This is a genomic window from Stutzerimonas urumqiensis, assembly GCF_003640395.1.
Classification (GTDB): Bacteria; Pseudomonadota; Gammaproteobacteria; order Pseudomonadales; family Pseudomonadaceae; genus Stutzerimonas; species Stutzerimonas urumqiensis.
On record NZ_RBZQ01000011.1, the window covers coordinates 72,610 to 88,964 of the forward strand.

Consider the following 16,355-nt stretch of genomic DNA (forward strand, 5'->3'; position numbering starts at 1 on the left):
AACCGGTGCATTGCTTCGCGAATGCACCCTACGGATGTTCCCGCGTTCGAGACCACAACAGCTCGGCTTCTACTTTTCTGGCTTGCCACACCAAAACCAACAGGCCACACCAATTCGCCCCATCAGCAGGCCGAGCGCAGGTGTCGTGGAAGGGGTTGAGCGGCAGGGATGCCGCGAGAGCCGCGAGGGCCATGGATGGCCCTTCGTGGCGTGCCCCTGGAGCGGCACCGGAGCGAGGGGACCCCGGCAAAGCCGGGGCCGGATGCAGGGGTGGGCTTTCTTTTGCTTTACTTTTCTTTGCCCAGACAAAGAAAAGTGAGGCGCCGTGCAAGGCGCAACCTGTAGTCCCGAGCCGAGGAAAGCGCGGCGTCCAAAACCCAGACCCGCAAAGCCAAAAGACAAGAGCATCGCCCGCAAGGACTAGGCGTCCCCCAGGCTCCTACAAAAACATTTCGCGCCGTGCAAGGCACAACAGAACGCCGCCGATGCGAGACCGGTGCATTGCTTCGCGAATGCACCCTACGGTTGTCTCGCGTTCGAGACCACAACAGCTCGGCTTCTGCTTTTCTGCCTCGCTTTCTGGCTTTGCCACACCCAAACCATCAGCCCACACCACTCGCCCCTTCAGCAGGCCGAGCGCAGGTGTCGTGGAAGGGGTTGAGCGGCAGGGATGCCGCGAGAGCCGCGAGGGCCATGGATGGCCCTTCGTGGCGTGCCCTTGGAACGGCACCGGAGCGAGGGAACCCCGGCAAAGCCGGGGCCGGATGCAGGGGTCGCCTTCTCTTTGGTTACTTTCTCTTGGCGAGACAAGAGAAAGTGACGCGCCGTGCAGGGCGCAATCTGTCGTTCGGGCCGAGGAAAGCGCGACGCCCAAAACGCCAGATCGTAAAGCCAAAAGACAAGAGCATCGCCCGCAAGCGGGCTCCTACAAAAACATTTCGCGCAGTGCAAGGCACAACAGAACGCCGCCGAACAAAACCGGTGCATTGCTTCGCGAATGCACCCTACGGTTGTCTCGCTCGAGATCACAACAGCGCTGCTCTGCTTTCTGCTTTGCCACACCCAAACCATCAGGCCACACCAATTCGCCCCGTCAGCAGGCCGAGCGCAGGTGTCGTGGAGGGGGTTGAGCGGCAGGGATGCCGCGAGAGCCGCGAGGGCCATGGATGGCCCTTCGTGGCGTGCCCCTGGAGCGGCACCGGAGCGAGGGAACCCCGGCAAAGCCGGGGCCGGATGCAGGGGTCGCCTTCTCTTTGGTTACTTTCTCTTGGCGAGACAAGAGAAAGTGACGCGCCGTGCAAGGCGCAACCTGAAGTCCCGGGCCGAGGAAAGCGCTGCGTCAAAAGCCCCAGATCGTGAAGCCAAAAGACAAAAGCTTCGCCCGCAAGCGGGCTCCTACAGTTCTTTCAAGCTTTGACGCCGTGCGGGGCGCAATCTGTAGGCCAGGCCGAGGAAAGTGCGGCGTCCAAAACCCCAGACCCGCAAAGCCAAAAGACAAGAGCATCGCCCGCAAGCGGGCCCCTACAAAAACATTCGCGCCGCGCAAGGCGCACCTGCAGTCCGAGCCGAAGGTGCCCGCTTGCGGGCGATCCCGGCGCTATCCGTCAGCGCCTGGCAAAACCAATCAGGCGTCCCGAGCACGATCCCGAACGGCCTTCTCCTCACCCACCTCCTCGATCATGTTCTCCGGCACGTTGTACGCACCGCCGGGGGCGTCGTCTCGCGTACCGCCGGCAACTTCGCCGTTGGTCGGCTTACGGGTGCGGGCGGACTCTTCGGTCCGGCCCTGAACGGCTTCCGGATTCTCGGCCGGGGTCTTGTCTTTACGCATGCTGTTCTCCTTCCAGAATGGGATGAGAGGGCGACCGACGCGAGCCGCCGTTACGGGTAGGAAGCCCTCACATCGCCATAAGTTGCGCTCATTTGCCGACCATTCGACCGATGGCAGACCCGACGGGCGGTCGAACTAATAGGCCGTCCCACGGGCCGAATCGATATCGGACCTGTGTCCCTGACAACGATGTCGATCATGCCCGTGACTTCTGCCAGTACCCTGTCGCAGCCGCTTCGCCCCGCCGCTGCCGCGACCTCGTCCCCGTCGCGCGATCTGTATTTCGCGCTGCTCGCCCCGAAACCCGACGCCGCGGCGATCGCTCGCGCTGCCGCCTACCTCGACAGCCAGCTGGAAGCCTCCGCGGGCCTCGCCTGCGACCTGCCGCATGACCCGAACGACCTGCTGCCCTGGGCCACCCGCCACACCGAACGGGTCGGCCAGCAGTATCAGCAGTACCTCGAAGCCCGTCGCCAGGGCGCACCGCGCCGCTACTTCGGCAGCAAGGCCCACGCGCTGCACTTTCTGCGTGGCGTGGCGCCGACCAAGCTGGTCGACGGTGCCTGGCTCTTCGGGCTGGTCGAGCGCTGGGACGACCCGCGCTTCGGCGAGCTGATCCAGACCTACCTGGAAGAGCTCGGCGAAGGCGTGCCCGAGAAGAACCACGTCGTGCTCTACCGCAAGCTGCTGGCCAGCGAGGGCTGCGAAGACTGGGCCGGGCTGGACGACGAGCACTTCGTGCAGGGCGCCATCCAGCTGGCGCTGGGCCTGAACGCCGAGCGTTATCTGCCCGAGATCATCGGCTTCAACCTCGGTTACGAGCAGTTGCCGCTGCACCTGTTGATCAGCAGCTACGAACTGACCGAGCTGGGCATCGACCCCTACTACTTCACCCTGCACGTCACGGTCGACAACGCCGATACCGGGCATGCGAAGAAGGCCGTGCAGGCGCTGCTGGCCGCGCTGCCGCAGGTCGGCGACCAGGCTGCGTTCCTGCGGCGCGTGGCCGACGGTTACCGCCTCAACGAGCTGGGCGCCAGCACCCTGTCGGTGATCCACGCTTTCGACGCCGGACACGAAGTGCTCAAGGTGCTGGAGCGCAAGCGCGCGGTCGGCCAGTTCGTCCACTCCGATTACATCCGCTTCGCCGGCCGCAGCGTCAACCAGTGGCTGGCCGAGCCGGGCCGGCTGCCGGAATTCGTCGCCACGCTCGAACAGCGCGGCTGGATCAAGCGCAACCAGGACCCGCAGGACAGCCGCTTCTGGCAGCTGATCCAGGGCGAGCAGGCCGAGATGTTCGGCGTGTTCAGCGCGCAGGAGCAGCAACTGATCTACGACTGGATCGCCGGCGACTGGCAGCCCGGCGAGCCGGACGGTGCCGCGCGACGCGGTGCCCCGCTGCCCCAGCGCCAGCCGGCGTTTCACGGGCGCCGGCGGTTGCTCGACAGCCGCGCCGACACCTCGACGCCGGACGAAGGCAACCAGCGACTGCCCCGTCCGCATAGCGACTTCGACCAGGAACTTCGCCTGCTCGAGCGCGAGCTGGCGGCCCTGCCGACACGTGCCGAGAAGATGCGCCGGCTGGTGCCGCTGCTGTCGCCGGCCCATCACCACACGCCGGTCGGCCTGATGGCCACCCGCATCTACACCCGCCTGCTGCACTGACAACAACCCGACGGACGCCGACATGACCGACACGGACGCGCAGGATCACGCGCTGCTGGAACTCGCCAGGACCCTGCGCCAGCAGGGTTATCGCTTCATCACCCCGACCCCGATGACCCACTCCCGCGTCAACAGCCGCCCGCAGAACCGTCGGGCGGAGGACGCGGTCGGTGTATTCGGCTGGAGCCGGCCCTTCGCCGCTGACCTGCTGCCCGCGCAGACCATGGCGCTAATGGCCACGGCCGGCATCCTCGAGCCGAAGAACAATGATCACTGGCAGAGCGCGCTGCGGCTCTCGAGCCTGGCCGGCGAGCTGTTCTGGCATTCGGCCTTCCCGACCGATGCGCCGGACGCGGTGTTCTTCGGCCCCGATACCTACCGTTACGCCAATGCCCTGCGCGACTGGCTCGCCCGTCACGGCGCTGGCGTACAGCGCGCGGTGGACATCGGCAGCGGCTCGGGTGCCGGCGCCGTGCTGATCGCCCGCGAATGTCCCGAAGCCGAAGTGCTGGCGGTCGACATCAACCCCGCCGCGCTGCGCCTGACCCGACTCAACGCCGAGCTGGCCGGCGTACGGCTGGAGGCGCGCCACAGCGACCTGCTGGATCAGGCGCCGGGCGAATTCGACCTGATCATCGCCAACCCGCCCTATCTGATTGACCCGAGCGAGCGCGCCTACCGGCATGGCGGCGGGCCGCTGGGCGCCGGGCTGTCGCTGCGCATCGTCGAGGCGGCGCTGCCACGGCTGAGCCCGGGCGGCACCCTGCTGCTCTACACCGGCGTGGCGATGCAGAACAACCGCGATCCCTTCCTGACAGAGATCACCCAGCGGCTCGAAGGGCGCGGCCTGGCCTGGCAGTACCGCGAGCTGGACCCGGACGTGTTCGGCGAGGAGCTGCTCGACGGCGCCTATACCGAGTGCGATCGCATCGCCGCGGTGGTGCTGGAGGTTACTCGCCCGGCCGTCCGCTAGAGGTCGAGCAGGTAAAGGCCGGCCGAAAGCGTCAGCAGCGAGACGAGCGTCGAGTAGAGGATGACCCGCGACACCAGCGCCGCCTCGCGCCGGTAGAACTCGGCGAGCATGAAGGGGCCGGTGCCGGTCGGCAGCGCCGAGAGCAGCAGCGCGGAGTACGCCCACAGCGGCGGCAGGTCGAACACCACGAACGCCAGCAGCCAGGTCACCAGCGGCTGCACCAGCAGCTTGATCGCCACGATTGGCCAGACGCCGTCGCTGCGGCCGGTCTGCGGCTGCGCGAGGAACAGCCCGAGCGAGACCAGCGCTGCCGGCGCGGTGGCCGCGCCGAGCCAATCGAGCAGCTGCGCCAGTGGCGCCGGCAGCGGCACGCCGGTCAGCGCCCAGAGCACGCCCAACAGCGGTGAGACCACCAGAGGATGGCGAATCAGCGCGCCGCCGGCCTTGCGCAACGCCTGTCCGAGCGGCTGATCGCGGTGCAAGCCCGCCTCGACACAGGCGATCGACAGCGCGAACAGCACGCACACCACCAGGAGGCTCGCGACCAGCGCCGGCTCCAGCCCTTCCTCGCCGAAGATCAGCACGCACAGCGGAATGCCCATGTAGCCGGTGTTGGCGTAGGAGGCGGACAGGGCGTCGAGGCTGGCATCGACCAGCGACCGACCCTGCGTCATGCGGTAGGCGAGCGTCGCCGCGAACACCGCGAGGCAGCCGACACTGAACGACAGCACGAAGCCGGGGTGCCAGATCTGTTCCCAGCTCGCCGTCGCCGTGGCGGTGAACAGCAGCGACGGCAGCGCCAGCCAGACAACGAAGCGGTTGATCTCCGAGGCCGCCGTCGGCCCGAGCCGATCGATGCGACGGCACAGGTAACCCAGCAGGATCAGCGCGAAGATGGGCAGGACGACATTGACGATCGAAGACATGGACACCACAGGCACGCGCCGCCAGACGGCCGGCCCCGATGGGCGAAAGGGCCGCCAACCTTAACAAAAGGCACGCGAGGCAGCGCAACGCCGCACCGCGGACCGATGCCTTGGCGAACGGACCCTACGGCCCTCGGACGCGCCGGGGTTCGCGAGCAAGCTCGCTCCTACAGAAAGCAAGCCGTTGCCGAGCGCTCGGTGAGCCGTGCCCGCCCGGCGTGGGCCAATGCTTGGCTTCGGCCATGCACACGCTCGTAGGAGCGAGCTTGCTCGCGATCAGCTCACCGTGGCGAAAGGCCGAGACCGTAGGGCGGATTCAGGCGCGTAGCGAACAATCCGCCGGGGGCCGCGCCACGGGGAAACCGGTGCATTGCTTCGCGAATGCACCCTACGGTTCCCGCCGCCCCCGCCGCTTCGCGAGCAAGCTCGCTCCTACGAAAAGCCGACACCGCGGTGCTTCCTGTAGGAGCCAGCTTGCTGGCGATCAGCTCACCGTGGGGAAAGGCCGAAACCGTTGGGCGGATTCAGGCGCGCAGCGAACAATCCGCCGTGGGCCGCGCCACGGGGAAACCGGTGCATTGCTTCGCGAATGCACCCTATGGTTCCCGCTGTCTCGCCCGCTTCGCGAGCAAGCTCGCTCCTACGAAAAGCCGACACCGTGGTGCTTCCTGTAGGAGCCAGCTTGCTGGCGATCGGCTCACCGCGCCGAAAGGCCGCCACCGAGGCGGTGCCGTGCGGTGGTGGGCCAGCCCGCCTCAATGCCTGGTTTCGGTCTCCCGGTCCGCCGCGTCGGCGCCGTGCACCTGGGGCAGCCGGTCGATGCTGCCGTAGGCGGCGCGGCCGCGCATGCGCTCGGGCGGCTCGGGGAAGCCGCTGCGGTCGCTGTAGTCGTAGAGGGTGACGGGGTGGTGTTCTTCGCCCAGGCCGCGTGCGCAGGCGAGGTCCAGCACGGTGACGCCCGCCACCGCGGTCGCGGCGATGGCGGCGCCGACCGGGTTGTCGCCGCGCTGCATGCCGACGCCCAGGGTGGCGAGGTCGAGCGAGTCGCCGACCACCCGGCCATAGACCCAGGGCTCGGGGTTGTCGGTCATCAGCAGGCCGACGCCGGTGCCGATCTCGCGCAGGCCGTAGAGGCGGATCAGGCCTTCGTTGTCTTCCATGCCGACGGCGCGTGCCAGCTTGCCGGGCATGAGCAGCTCGGCCAGTCCCAGACCGATGCTGAACCAGCCCAGGCTACGGGCCAGCTTGCGTGCGTCATGGTTGACGCGATAGTCCTGGTATTCCAATCGGGGGGTGTGCATGACGCTTCTCCTCAGGGCTTGAGCACGACTTTGATGCAGCCGTCGTGTTTCTCGCGGAAGACCTTGTACATGTCCGGTCCTTCTTCGAGGCTGACCTTGTGGGTGATGACGAAGGTCGGGTCGATCTGCCCGTCCTGAATGCGGTTGAGCAGGTCGTCGGTCCAGCGGTTGACGTGGGTCTGGCCCATGCGGAAGGTCAGGCCCTTGTTCATCGCCGCGCCGAAGGGAATCTTGTCCAGCAGGCCGCCGTAGACGCCGGGAATGGACAGGATGCCGGCCGGACGACAGACGTAGATCATCTCGCGCAGCACGTGCGGGCGATCGGTCTCCATGAAGAGCGCCTGCTTGGCGCGGTCATACATCGAGTCGATCGAGCGCGCCGCATGGGACTCCATGCCGACCGCGTCGATGCACTTCTCCGGCCCCTTGCCGCGCGTCAGCTCCTGCAAGCGGTGGATGACGCTCTCTTCGTCGAAGTTGATGGTGATCGCCCCGCCGGCACGCGCCATCGACAGGCGCTCGGGCACGTTGTCGATGCAGATCACCTGCTCGGCGCCCATCAGCACGGCGCTGCGGATGGCGAACTGGCCGACCGGGCCGGCGCCCCAGATGGCCACGGTGTCGGTCGGCTGAATGTCGCACTGAGCGGCGGCCTGCCAGCCGGTGGGCAGGATGTCGCCAAGGAACAGCACCTGGTCGTCGGTCAGCCCGTCGGGGATCACCACCGGGCCGACGTCGGCGTAGGGCACGCGAACGTATTCGGCCTGTCCGCCGGCATAGCCGCCGGTGAGGTGGGTGTAGCCGTAGAGGCCGGCGGTGGTGTGGCCGAAGACCTTGTCGGCGATGTCCTTGTTGCGGTTGGTACGCTCGCACACCGAGAAATTGCCACGCCGGCACTGGTCGCACTCGCCGCAGACGATGGTGAACGGCACCACCACGCGGTCGCCGACCTTGAGCTTCTTGTTGTCCTTGCCGACCTCCATCACCTCGCCCATGAATTCGTGGCCGACGATGTCGCCGTGCTGCATGCCGGGCATGAAACCGTCGTAGAGGTGCAGGTCGGAGCCGCAGATGGCACAGGAGCTGACCTTGATGATGGCGTCGCGGCCGTCTTCGATGGTCGGGTCGGGGACGTGGTTGTCGCAGCGGATGTCGTGCTTGCCGTGCCAGCGTAGCGCTCTCATGGAAATCTCCTGGTCGGGTGTCCGGTACGCCGCCGTGATTTCCCTTCGCCTCGCTATCGCTCCTCGCCTGACCTGCCGCGGCGTGTGTCGATTTTTAGTAAACGCCCATCCGCGAGAGTTGCCGGCGGGCCGACGGGCTGTACCTCCTTCGTCGATCGAACGCATCCCCGTAGGGTGCATTCGCGCAGCAATGCACCGAGCGGTGCACGGCGCAGGACACCGGTGGATTGTTCGCTGCGGGCCTGAATCCACCCTGCTGTCGGACACGTCGGTCGCTGGAACATCAACTCAGCACACCGGTGACCAGCAGCCAGCCACCGAGGATCAGCAAGAGCGCGCCGCAGAGCCGGTCGAGCAGCCGCACGCGGCGCCGGAGCCAGCCGCGCCAGCGGGCGTGGCCGAGCAGGCGGACGAGCGCCATGTCCCAGCCGAGCACCACGGCCGTCATCCAGCCCATCGCGAGGCCGAGTCCCCAGCCGGGCATGTCCGCCTCGCGCAGCACGCCGAACAGCCCGGCGTAGAACAACGGCAGCTTGGGATTGAGGCTGCTGGCGATCAGGCCCTGACCGAAGCCGCGCAGCCAACGCCCACCATGCCCGCGTTCGGCATCGGGCAAGTCCAGCGAACGCCGCGCCAGAAGCGCCTGGCAGCCGAGCCACATGAAGTAGGCGCCGCCCACCATTTGCAAACCACGCCACAGCCAGCCGTTGCTTTGCGGCAGGGCGGCCAGCGCCAGCAGCACGAGGATCATCGACAGCAGGTTGGCCAGCGCGATGCCAGCCGCGCAGCCGTCGGCGTGACGGCGTCCGTCTATCAGCGCAGCGCGGATCAGCAGAAAGAAGTCCGGCCCCGGCGACAGCAGCGCCGCCGCGTGGGTGCCGGCAACCAGCAGGAACAGCCCGACCATGACCACCTCCTTCAACGGGGAGGCCAGCGTGCAGGGCTTGGCGAGCAGCCGTCTTGCAAGAAACTCAGGCCCGGGCGGTCAGGCGGAACTGGCCGGGCGTCACGCCCGTGAAGCGGCGGAAGGTCGTGGTGAAATGCGCCTGGTCGTAGAAGCCCAGGCCAAGGGCGACGTCGGTCAGCGGCTCGTCATCGAGCAGGCGGCGCTTGGCCTCGCGCACGCGGCGCTGCAACAGCCAGGTGTGTGGCGGCACGCCGTAGGCCTGGCGGAAGGCGTCGATCAGGTGCCGCGGATGACGCTGGAACTGTTCGCCGAGGGTTTGCAGGCTGATCGCCTCGGCATAGTGCGCCTCAAGGTGCTCACGCACCGCCGCCACGGTACTGCCATCGCGGCGCGCCGCCGCCATCGGCCGCAACCCGCCATGTCGCACGAAGACCTGCTCCAGCAGCTCAAGCAGCCGGCTTTCCAGACTCAGCGGATCGTGTCGTTCGAATTCGCGCGCCAGCCCGGCAAGGCCGGCAGCCACGGCGCCATCGTCCGCGGGGTTCAGCTCGCGGAAGCCGCGGGGCAGTTGCTTGCGGCCGAGCAGCGTGGGCAGGCGCGACTCTTCGATGTACAGCATGCGATAGACCAGCCGCGGCGACTCGGCGTGGCCGGTGTGCGGCTCCTGCGGGTTCATCAGCGACAGCGTGCCGGCCGGTAGCGCATGCCGTGCGCCGCGGCACTGGTAGCCGCCCACGCCGTGCAGGATCGCGCCGATGGCGAAGGCGTCATGGCTGTGGCGGCCGAAGGGCTGGCCGGAAAAGTCGGCATGGAACAGCTCGACGCCCGGCAGCCAGGGGCGCGCCAGCAGCCGGTTGGCGTTCACGCGAACGGCTCGCCCAGTGCGGCATAGCCGTCGCGGTAGCTCGGATACGCCGGCGCCCAGCCCAGCGCCCGCGCGCGCGCGTTGCTGCACCGCTTGCTGCCGGCGCGGCGGGTCATCCGCTGCTCGGACCAGTGGGTGACGCCGAGGCGCTCGCGCAGCCAGTCGACCACCTCCGCCAGCGGTGCCGGGTCGTCATCCACGCCCAGGTAGCAATCGTCGAGCGCCTGGCCGCTGATCTCGGCCTGCAGCAGAAAGGCCAGCAGGCTGGCCGCGTCGTCGCGGTGGATGCGGTTGGCGTATTGCGGCGGATCGCGGTCGACCTGCAACCCCTCGCGCACCTGGTTCTGCAACCAGGGCCGATCCGGGTGGTACAGCCCGGCCATGCGCACCACGGTCGCCGGCAGGCCGCTGGCCAGCGCGCGACGCTCGGCCTCGAGCATCACCTGGCCGGTGTAGCCGCGCGGCTCGGTCGGCGACGATTCGTCCACCCACTCGCCCTCGTGCTGGCCGTAGACGCCAGTGCTGGAGACGAACAGCAGCCGGCGTGGCCGCTGACCACGCTGCGCGAGCCAGCCGAGCACATGCTCGAGGCCCTCGACATAGGCCTCGCGGTAGCCGGACTCGTCATGCCGGTTGGCGGACGCGGCATAGACCAGGAAATCGACCCGCTGCGGCCAGTCCGCCGGGGCCTGCGCCTGACCCAGGTCGCCGGGCAGCGGCCGAATGGACTTCGGCAACCGCGACACGTCGCGGCGCAGCCCGTGCACCACCGCCCCCTGCGCCGCCAACCGCTCGCCGAGCCGGCACCCGAGATCACCGCACCCGGCGATCACCACACAGCTTTCTCGCATCGACACGTCCTCTCTCGTTCGGCGCTGGCAGTCTAGCCCGAACCTGATCGTCTTCGCGGTTGGTTCAGGCGTCGGCAGGGGCTATGCTTCGCAGCAGTCTGATGGATAAACGCTATGACCCTGACCGAACTGCGCTATATCGTCACCCTCGCCCAGGAACAGCACTTCGGCCGCGCGGCCGAGCGCTGCCACGTCAGCCAACCGACCCTCTCGGTCGGGGTCAAGAAGCTCGAGGACGAGCTTGGCATCCTGATCTTCGAGCGCAGCAAGAGCGCGGTGCGCCTGACGCCGGTCGGCGAAGGCATCGTCACCCAGGCGCAGAAGGTGCTGGAGCAGGCCCAGAGCATTCGCGAGCTGGCCCAGGTCGGCAAGAACCAGCTGGCCACACCGCTGAAGGTCGGCGCCATCTATACCGTCGGGCCGTACATCTTTCCGCACCTGATCCCGCAGCTGCACCGTGTGGCGCCGGACATGCCGCTCTACATCGAAGAGAACTTCACCCACGTACTGCGCGACAAGCTGCGCACCGGCGAGCTGGACGCGATCATCGTCGCGCTGCCGTTCCAGGAAGCCGACGTGCTGACCAAGCCGCTGTACGACGAGCCCTTCTACGCCTTGATGCCGGCCGATCACCCTTGGACCAAGCGCGAGACCATCGACACCGAGATGCTCAACGACAAGAGCCTGCTGCTGCTCGGCGAAGGCCACTGCTTCCGCGATCAGGTGCTCGAGGCCTGCCCGACCACCAGCCGCCGCGGCGAAGCATCGAGCCACACCACGGTGGAGTCCAGCTCACTGGAAACCATCCGTCACATGGTCGCGTCCGGCCTTGGCGTGTCGATCCTGCCGCTGTCGGCGGTCGACAGCCATCACTACGCGCCCGGCGTGATCGAAGTGCGGCCGCTGACGCCGCCGGCGCCCTACCGCACCGTCGCCATCGCCTGGCGGGCCAGCTTCCCGAGGCCGAAGGCCATCGAGGTGCTGTCGGATTCCATCCGCCTGTGCTCGGTCGGCAAGCCCAACTGACCGCCGCGCCGACCGCCGACAGGAATCGCCAGGCATGACCGAGCTGGCCGCCGTCCCGGTGACCGCGCTCAAGGGCGTGGGCGCCGCCCTGGCCGAGAAACTCGCCAAGGTGGGGCTGGAAACGCTGCAAGACGTGCTCTTCCACCTGCCGTTGCGCTACCAGGACCGCACCCGCATCGTGCCGATCGGCAGCCTGCGACCGGGGCAGGACGCGGTGATCGAAGGCGTGGTGGCCGGCGCCGACGTCGTCATGGGTCGGCGGCGCAGCCTGCTGGTACGGCTGCAGGACGGCAGCGGCACGCTGAGCCTGCGCTTCTACCACTTCAGCCAGGCGCAGAAGGACGCCCTCAAGCGCGGCACCCAGTTGCGCTGCTACGGCGAGGCGCGACCGGGCGCCTCGGGGCTGGAGATCTACCACCCCGAATACCGCGCGCTGGACGCCACCGAGGCCGTGCCGGTCGAACAGACGCTGACACCCATCTACCCGACCACCGAAGGGCTGACTCAACAGCGCCTGCGCCAGCTCACCAGCCAGGCGCTGGCGCGGCTCGGCCCGCACAGCCTGCCGGACTGGCTACCGGCCGAGCTGGCCCGCGACTACCGGCTCGGCAAACTGGACGACGCCATCCGCTACCTGCACCGCCCACCGGCCGACGCCGACCTGGACGAACTCGCCGAAGGCCGCCACTGGGCGCAGCACCGGCTGGCCTTCGAAGAACTGCTGACGCACCAGCTCTCGCTGCAGAAGCTGCGCGAGAGCGTGCGCTGCCAGCAGGCACCGCGCCTGCCGGTCGCCAGGCGCCTGCCGCAGCAGTACCTGATCAACCTCGGTTTCCAGCCGACCGGCGCGCAGCAGCGGGTCGGCGCGGAGATCGCCTACGACCTGTCGCAACCCGAGCCCATGCTGCGCCTGGTGCAGGGCGACGTCGGCGCCGGCAAGACGGTGGTCGCCGCCCTCGCCGCCTTGCAGGCGCTGGAAGCCGGCTATCAGGTCGCGCTGATGGCGCCGACCGAGATCCTCGCCGAACAGCACTACCTGACCTTCTGTAAATGGCTCGAGCCGCTCGGCATCGAGGTCGCCTGGCTGGCCGGCAAGCTCAAGGGCAAGGCCCGGGCCACGGCGCTGGAGAAGATCGCCGGCGGTTGCCCGATGGTGGTCGGTACCCATGCGCTGTTCCAGGACGAGGTGAAATTCGCCCGCCTTGCGCTGGTGATCATCGACGAGCAGCACCGCTTCGGCGTCCAGCAGCGCCTTGCCTTGCGGCAGAAAGGCATCGACGGCCGCCTGTGCCCGCACCAGCTGATCATGACCGCCACGCCGATTCCCCGGACGCTCGCCATGAGCGCCTACGCCGACCTCGACACTTCCATCCTCGACGAACTGCCGCCCGGACGAACGCCGGTCAATACCGTGCTGGTGGCCGACAGCCGCCGCTTCGAGGTGATCGAGCGGGTGCGCTCGGCCTGCGCCGAAGGGCGGCAGGCGTACTGGGTGTGCACGCTGATCGAGGAGTCCGAGGAGCTGACGTGCCAGGCGGCGCAGAGCACCTACGAGGACCTCTCCGCCGCCCTCGTCGGGCTGCGCGTCGGGCTCATCCACGGGCGCATGAAGCCGGCCGAGAAGGCGGCGGTGATGGCTGAATTCAAGGAGGGCCTGCTGCAACTGCTGGTCGCCACCACGGTGATCGAGGTCGGCGTCGACGTGCCCAACGCCAGCCTGATGATCATCGAGAACCCCGAGCGCCTCGGCCTGGCCCAGCTGCACCAGCTGCGCGGGCGCGTCGGACGCGGCAGCGCAGCGAGCCACTGCGTGCTGCTCTACCACCCGCCGCTGTCGCAAATCGGCCGCGAGCGCCTGGCGATCATGCGCGAAACCTGCGACGGCTTCGTCATCGCCGAGAAGGACCTGGAGCTGCGCGGCCCCGGCGAGATGCTCGGCGTGCGCCAGACCGGCCTGTTGCAGTTCAAGGTCGCCGACCTGATGCGCGACGCCGACCTGCTGCCGGCCGTGCGCGACGCGGCGCAGACGCTGCTGGCGCGCTGGCCGGACCACGTCAGCCCGCTGCTGCACCGCTGGCTGCGGCACGGCCAGCAGTACGGACAGGTCTGACGGGACGACCGGTTGTTGCCTACCCCCGCGGGCGCTGTGGTTATACTGCCGGCACGTCTCTGCCGGACCCTCGCCGATGAATCTCGCCACCGATAGCGCTGTACACCCCGAGCTGCCGCCCCTCGTTGCCCAACTGCTCGACAAGCAAGGCCTGAGCTACCAGTTGCACACCACCCCCGATGCGTTTCCGGCGGCCCGCCGTGTGCAGGCGGTGCTGCTCGACGACCTGATCGGCCCGCTGCTGGTGCTCTTCGGCCAGGACCGGCTGCTGGGCCTGCCACGGCTCTCCGAGCTGACCGGCCGGGACCTGTCGGCGGTCGTGCCCGAGCGGCTGCATCGGATGCTCGACAGCCACGGCTATGGCGCTCTACCGGGGCTGGCGCCGCTGATCAGCGCGCCCTGCCTGTACGACGACCACCTGCTGCAACAGGGCAGCCTGCTGGTGGCGTCGGGCCAGCCGGGCCTTTGGGTGGAGATCTCCGCCGATGCCTTCAAAAGCCTGCTGAGCAAGGCCAGCGCCGGCCAGTTCGCCCAGCCGCTGGCGCAGATCCGCCCGAACCTGGACCGCCCGGGCGATGACCGCGCGGAAATCACCCAGGCGGTGCAGGCCTTCACCGCGCGGCGCATCCAGCAGCGCCTGGAAGAGACCATCGAGATTCCACCGCTGCCGCAATCGGCGCAACGCATCATCAAGCTGCGGGTCAACCCGGATGCGACGGTCGAGGACATCACCGGCGTGGTCGAGACCGACCCGGCGCTGGCCGCACAGGTGGTGAGCTGGGCGGCCTCGCCCTACTACGCCGCACCCGGCAAGATCCGTTCGGTGGAGGACGCCATCGTCCGCGTGCTGGGCTTCGACCTGGTGATCAACCTGGCGCTGGGCCTGGCCCTCGGCAAGACGCTGAGCCTGCCCAAGGACAAGCCCCAGCAGGCCACGCCCTACTGGCAGCAGGCGATCTACACCGCCGCGGTGATCGAAGGGCTGGCGCGGGCCATTCCGCGCGAGCAGCGCCCGGAAATCGGCCTCGCCTACCTCGCCGGCCTGCTGCACAACTTCGGCTACCTGGTGCTGGCGCACGTGTTTCCGCCGCACTTCTCGCTGATCTGCCGGCATCTGGAAATCAACCCGCACGTCGACCACAGCCACGTGGAGCAGCACCTGCTCGGCATCACCCGCGAACAGATCGGCGCCTGGCTGATGCGCTACTGGGGCATGCCGGAGGAGCTGGCCGCCGCCCTGCGCTTCCAGCAGGACCCGGACTACGCCGGCGAACATGCGGCCTACGCCAACCTCGTCTGCCTCGCGGTGCGCCTGCTGCGCAATGCGGGCATCGGGTCGGGCCCGGAGGAAGAGATTCCGCAGGCCCTGTTCGATCGCCTGTCGCTGCCCCGCGAACGCGCCGAAGCGGCGCTCGCCAAGGTGCTGGACGCCGAGGCGGCGCTGCGCGAACTCGCCTCGCAATACCAGATCGGCGGCTGATCGCCGCCGCCAGGCCTCAGCCTTCGGAGCTTGGCGCCGCCCGCCCGGGTTGCGCCGGCGCCGCGAACAGCCGCTTGAGCTTCATCGCCGGCGCTTCGATCAGGTGCCACGACGCCACCGCCAGGATCAGCGTCGGCACGAAGCTCACCAGCGCCAGCGTGGCGATGCCGGTATCCGGCCCCAGCAGGTACATCGTCAGCTGCTGGAACGGGAAGGCGTAGATGTACAGCCCGTAGGAAAAATCCCCGTGCTTGCCGAACCTGGACACCCAGGGCAGCGGCGCGTACGCCAGGTAGATCACCAGGTACGGCAGCGCGATGCAGTACAGCACCGAGCCCAGGAACGTCTGAAAGGTCATCAGCAGCGAGGCGAACAGGAGCGCGGCGATCCACCCGCGCCACGGGATGGCGTCGCGGTAGAGGTAAAGCGCCGCACCCGAGTAGTACAGGAGCCCCAGCTTGAAGATGTGCTCGATGAAGAAGGATTCGATGCCGAACCGATCGAGCGCCCAGAAGTGCCCGACCGCCAGCCCCACGATCGGCAGGAAGATCAGCCCCCGCCGCAGAAAGCCCACCAGCCCCAGCGCCATCACGCCCATGTACATCAACACTTCCAGCGGCAGCGTCCACAGCGAGCCGTTGACCACATCCGGGTAGACGTTGTGGCTGAACACGCCGGGCAGCTCGTAGGTGGTGATCAGCGCGATGTTCTTCAGATAGTCCCAGGTCAGGGGCGATGAGAGATAGCCGTCCAGCGACCGGGTCGTGACCAGCGGCCCGAGAACGAAGGTCGACAGCAGCACCGCGACGATCAGCGCGGGGAAGATGCGCAGCGCCCGCTTGAGCAGGAAGCTGCCCGGCGAGCGGCTGTTCAGGTACGAGGCGGTGATCAGGTAGCCGCTGATCACGAAGAAGATACCCACCGCGATACCACCACCCTTCTCGTAGCCGGTGAGCACCGTCAGCGGCTCGTCCATCTTGCGCCCGACCAGCGGGTAGCAATGCGCGAAGAGCACCAGTGCGGCGGCGAAGAAGCGGAGGAAGTCGAAGTTGTTCTCGCGGGTATGGAAGGATCCGGTGGCGTGCATTGTCACTCCCTTGGCAGGTGGCGTCGCTCGCGCAGGTGTTCCCTAGCGGCGAACGAGCGGGGCGGCGGCGGCCGTTCCCTGGTGGCCCGGCTGGTTTCCGGTACGCCCTTTGTCCTGCATCGGGAGCAAAAATTCCCCGGCTGGCCGCC

The 16,355-nt window shown here is 68.1% G+C and carries 13 protein-coding genes; 5 read left to right on the forward strand and 8 right to left on the reverse strand.

Annotated features, from left to right (window positions below):
- Positions 1-1,624: 1,624 nt before the first annotated feature.
- Entirely contained in the window at positions 1,625-1,831 is a 207-nt protein-coding gene (locus tag D7325_RS18235) for a hypothetical protein (protein ID WP_120997877.1), read from the reverse strand.
- A gap of 198 nt (positions 1,832-2,029) precedes the next feature.
- Here D7325_RS18235 and D7325_RS18240 point away from each other — a divergent pair, with 198 nt between their 5' ends.
- Together D7325_RS18240 and D7325_RS18245 are read left to right on the forward strand one after the other, a co-directional pair.
- Entirely contained in the window at positions 2,030-3,496 is a 1,467-nt protein-coding gene (locus D7325_RS18240) for an iron-containing redox enzyme family protein (RefSeq protein ID WP_120997878.1), read from the forward strand.
- Positions 3,497-3,518: 22 nt separating this feature from the next.
- On the forward strand, positions 3,519-4,469 hold the full coding sequence (locus D7325_RS18245) for a methyltransferase (RefSeq protein WP_120997879.1): 951 nt from the start codon (positions 3,519-3,521) through the stop codon (positions 4,467-4,469).
- On the opposite strand, the gene D7325_RS18250 is transcribed toward D7325_RS18245, so the two are convergent.
- The 6 genes from D7325_RS18250 to D7325_RS18275 all read right to left on the reverse strand — a co-directional run bounded on the left by D7325_RS18250 (position 4,466) and on the right by D7325_RS18275 (position 10,503).
- Complete coding sequence (locus D7325_RS18250) at positions 4,466-5,395, reverse strand: AEC family transporter (RefSeq protein WP_120997880.1); 930 nt, start codon at positions 5,393-5,395, stop codon at positions 4,466-4,468. The two genes, D7325_RS18245 and D7325_RS18250, sit on opposite strands and share 4 nt — an antisense overlap.
- A gap of 755 nt (positions 5,396-6,150) precedes the next feature.
- On the reverse strand, positions 6,151-6,696 hold the full coding sequence (locus D7325_RS18255; RefSeq protein WP_120997881.1) for a transcriptional regulator: 546 nt from the start codon (positions 6,694-6,696) through the stop codon (positions 6,151-6,153).
- 11 nt (positions 6,697-6,707) lie between these two features.
- Entirely contained in the window at positions 6,708-7,880 is a 1,173-nt protein-coding gene (locus tag D7325_RS18260) for a zinc-dependent alcohol dehydrogenase (RefSeq protein WP_120997882.1), read from the reverse strand.
- A 283-nt stretch (positions 7,881-8,163) separates the two neighbouring features.
- Entirely contained in the window at positions 8,164-8,787 is a 624-nt protein-coding gene (locus tag D7325_RS18265) for a LysE family translocator (RefSeq protein ID WP_120997883.1), read from the reverse strand.
- A gap of 64 nt (positions 8,788-8,851) precedes the next feature.
- Positions 8,852-9,652 carry a helix-turn-helix transcriptional regulator gene (locus D7325_RS18270; RefSeq protein ID WP_120997884.1) on the reverse strand — a complete coding sequence of 267 codons (801 nt, stop codon included), beginning with the start codon at positions 9,650-9,652 and terminating at the stop codon, positions 8,852-8,854.
- A complete protein-coding gene (locus D7325_RS18275) occupies positions 9,649-10,503 on the reverse strand; it encodes an NAD(P)H-binding protein (protein WP_120997885.1) in 855 nt (284 codons plus the stop codon). The genes D7325_RS18270 and D7325_RS18275 overlap by 4 nt, the downstream gene beginning before the upstream one ends.
- A 114-nt stretch (positions 10,504-10,617) precedes the next feature.
- Between D7325_RS18275 and D7325_RS18280 the strand changes: the two genes are divergently transcribed.
- From D7325_RS18280 to D7325_RS18290, 3 genes are all read left to right on the forward strand, one after another.
- The gene (locus D7325_RS18280) at positions 10,618-11,529 is read left to right on the forward strand and encodes a hydrogen peroxide-inducible genes activator (RefSeq protein ID WP_120997886.1); all 912 of its coding nucleotides are present in this window, start codon (positions 10,618-10,620) and stop codon (positions 11,527-11,529) included.
- Positions 11,492-13,639 (forward strand): ATP-dependent DNA helicase RecG, encoded by a 2,148-nt coding sequence (gene recG, locus D7325_RS18285; protein ID WP_281273544.1) that lies wholly within the window; start codon positions 11,492-11,494, stop codon positions 13,637-13,639. Before D7325_RS18280 ends, recG begins: the two co-directional genes overlap by 38 nt.
- A 76-nt stretch (positions 13,640-13,715) precedes the next feature.
- On the forward strand, positions 13,716-15,119 hold the full coding sequence (locus D7325_RS18290; protein WP_120997888.1) for an aminoacyl-tRNA deacylase and HDOD domain-containing protein: 1,404 nt from the start codon (positions 13,716-13,718) through the stop codon (positions 15,117-15,119).
- A gap of 16 nt (positions 15,120-15,135) precedes the next feature.
- Here the strand turns inward: D7325_RS18290 and D7325_RS18295 are convergent, their stop codons facing one another.
- The gene (locus tag D7325_RS18295; protein ID WP_120997889.1) at positions 15,136-16,206 is read right to left on the reverse strand and encodes an acyltransferase family protein; all 1,071 of its coding nucleotides are present in this window, start codon (positions 16,204-16,206) and stop codon (positions 15,136-15,138) included.
- Positions 16,207-16,355: the final 149 nt, after the last annotated feature.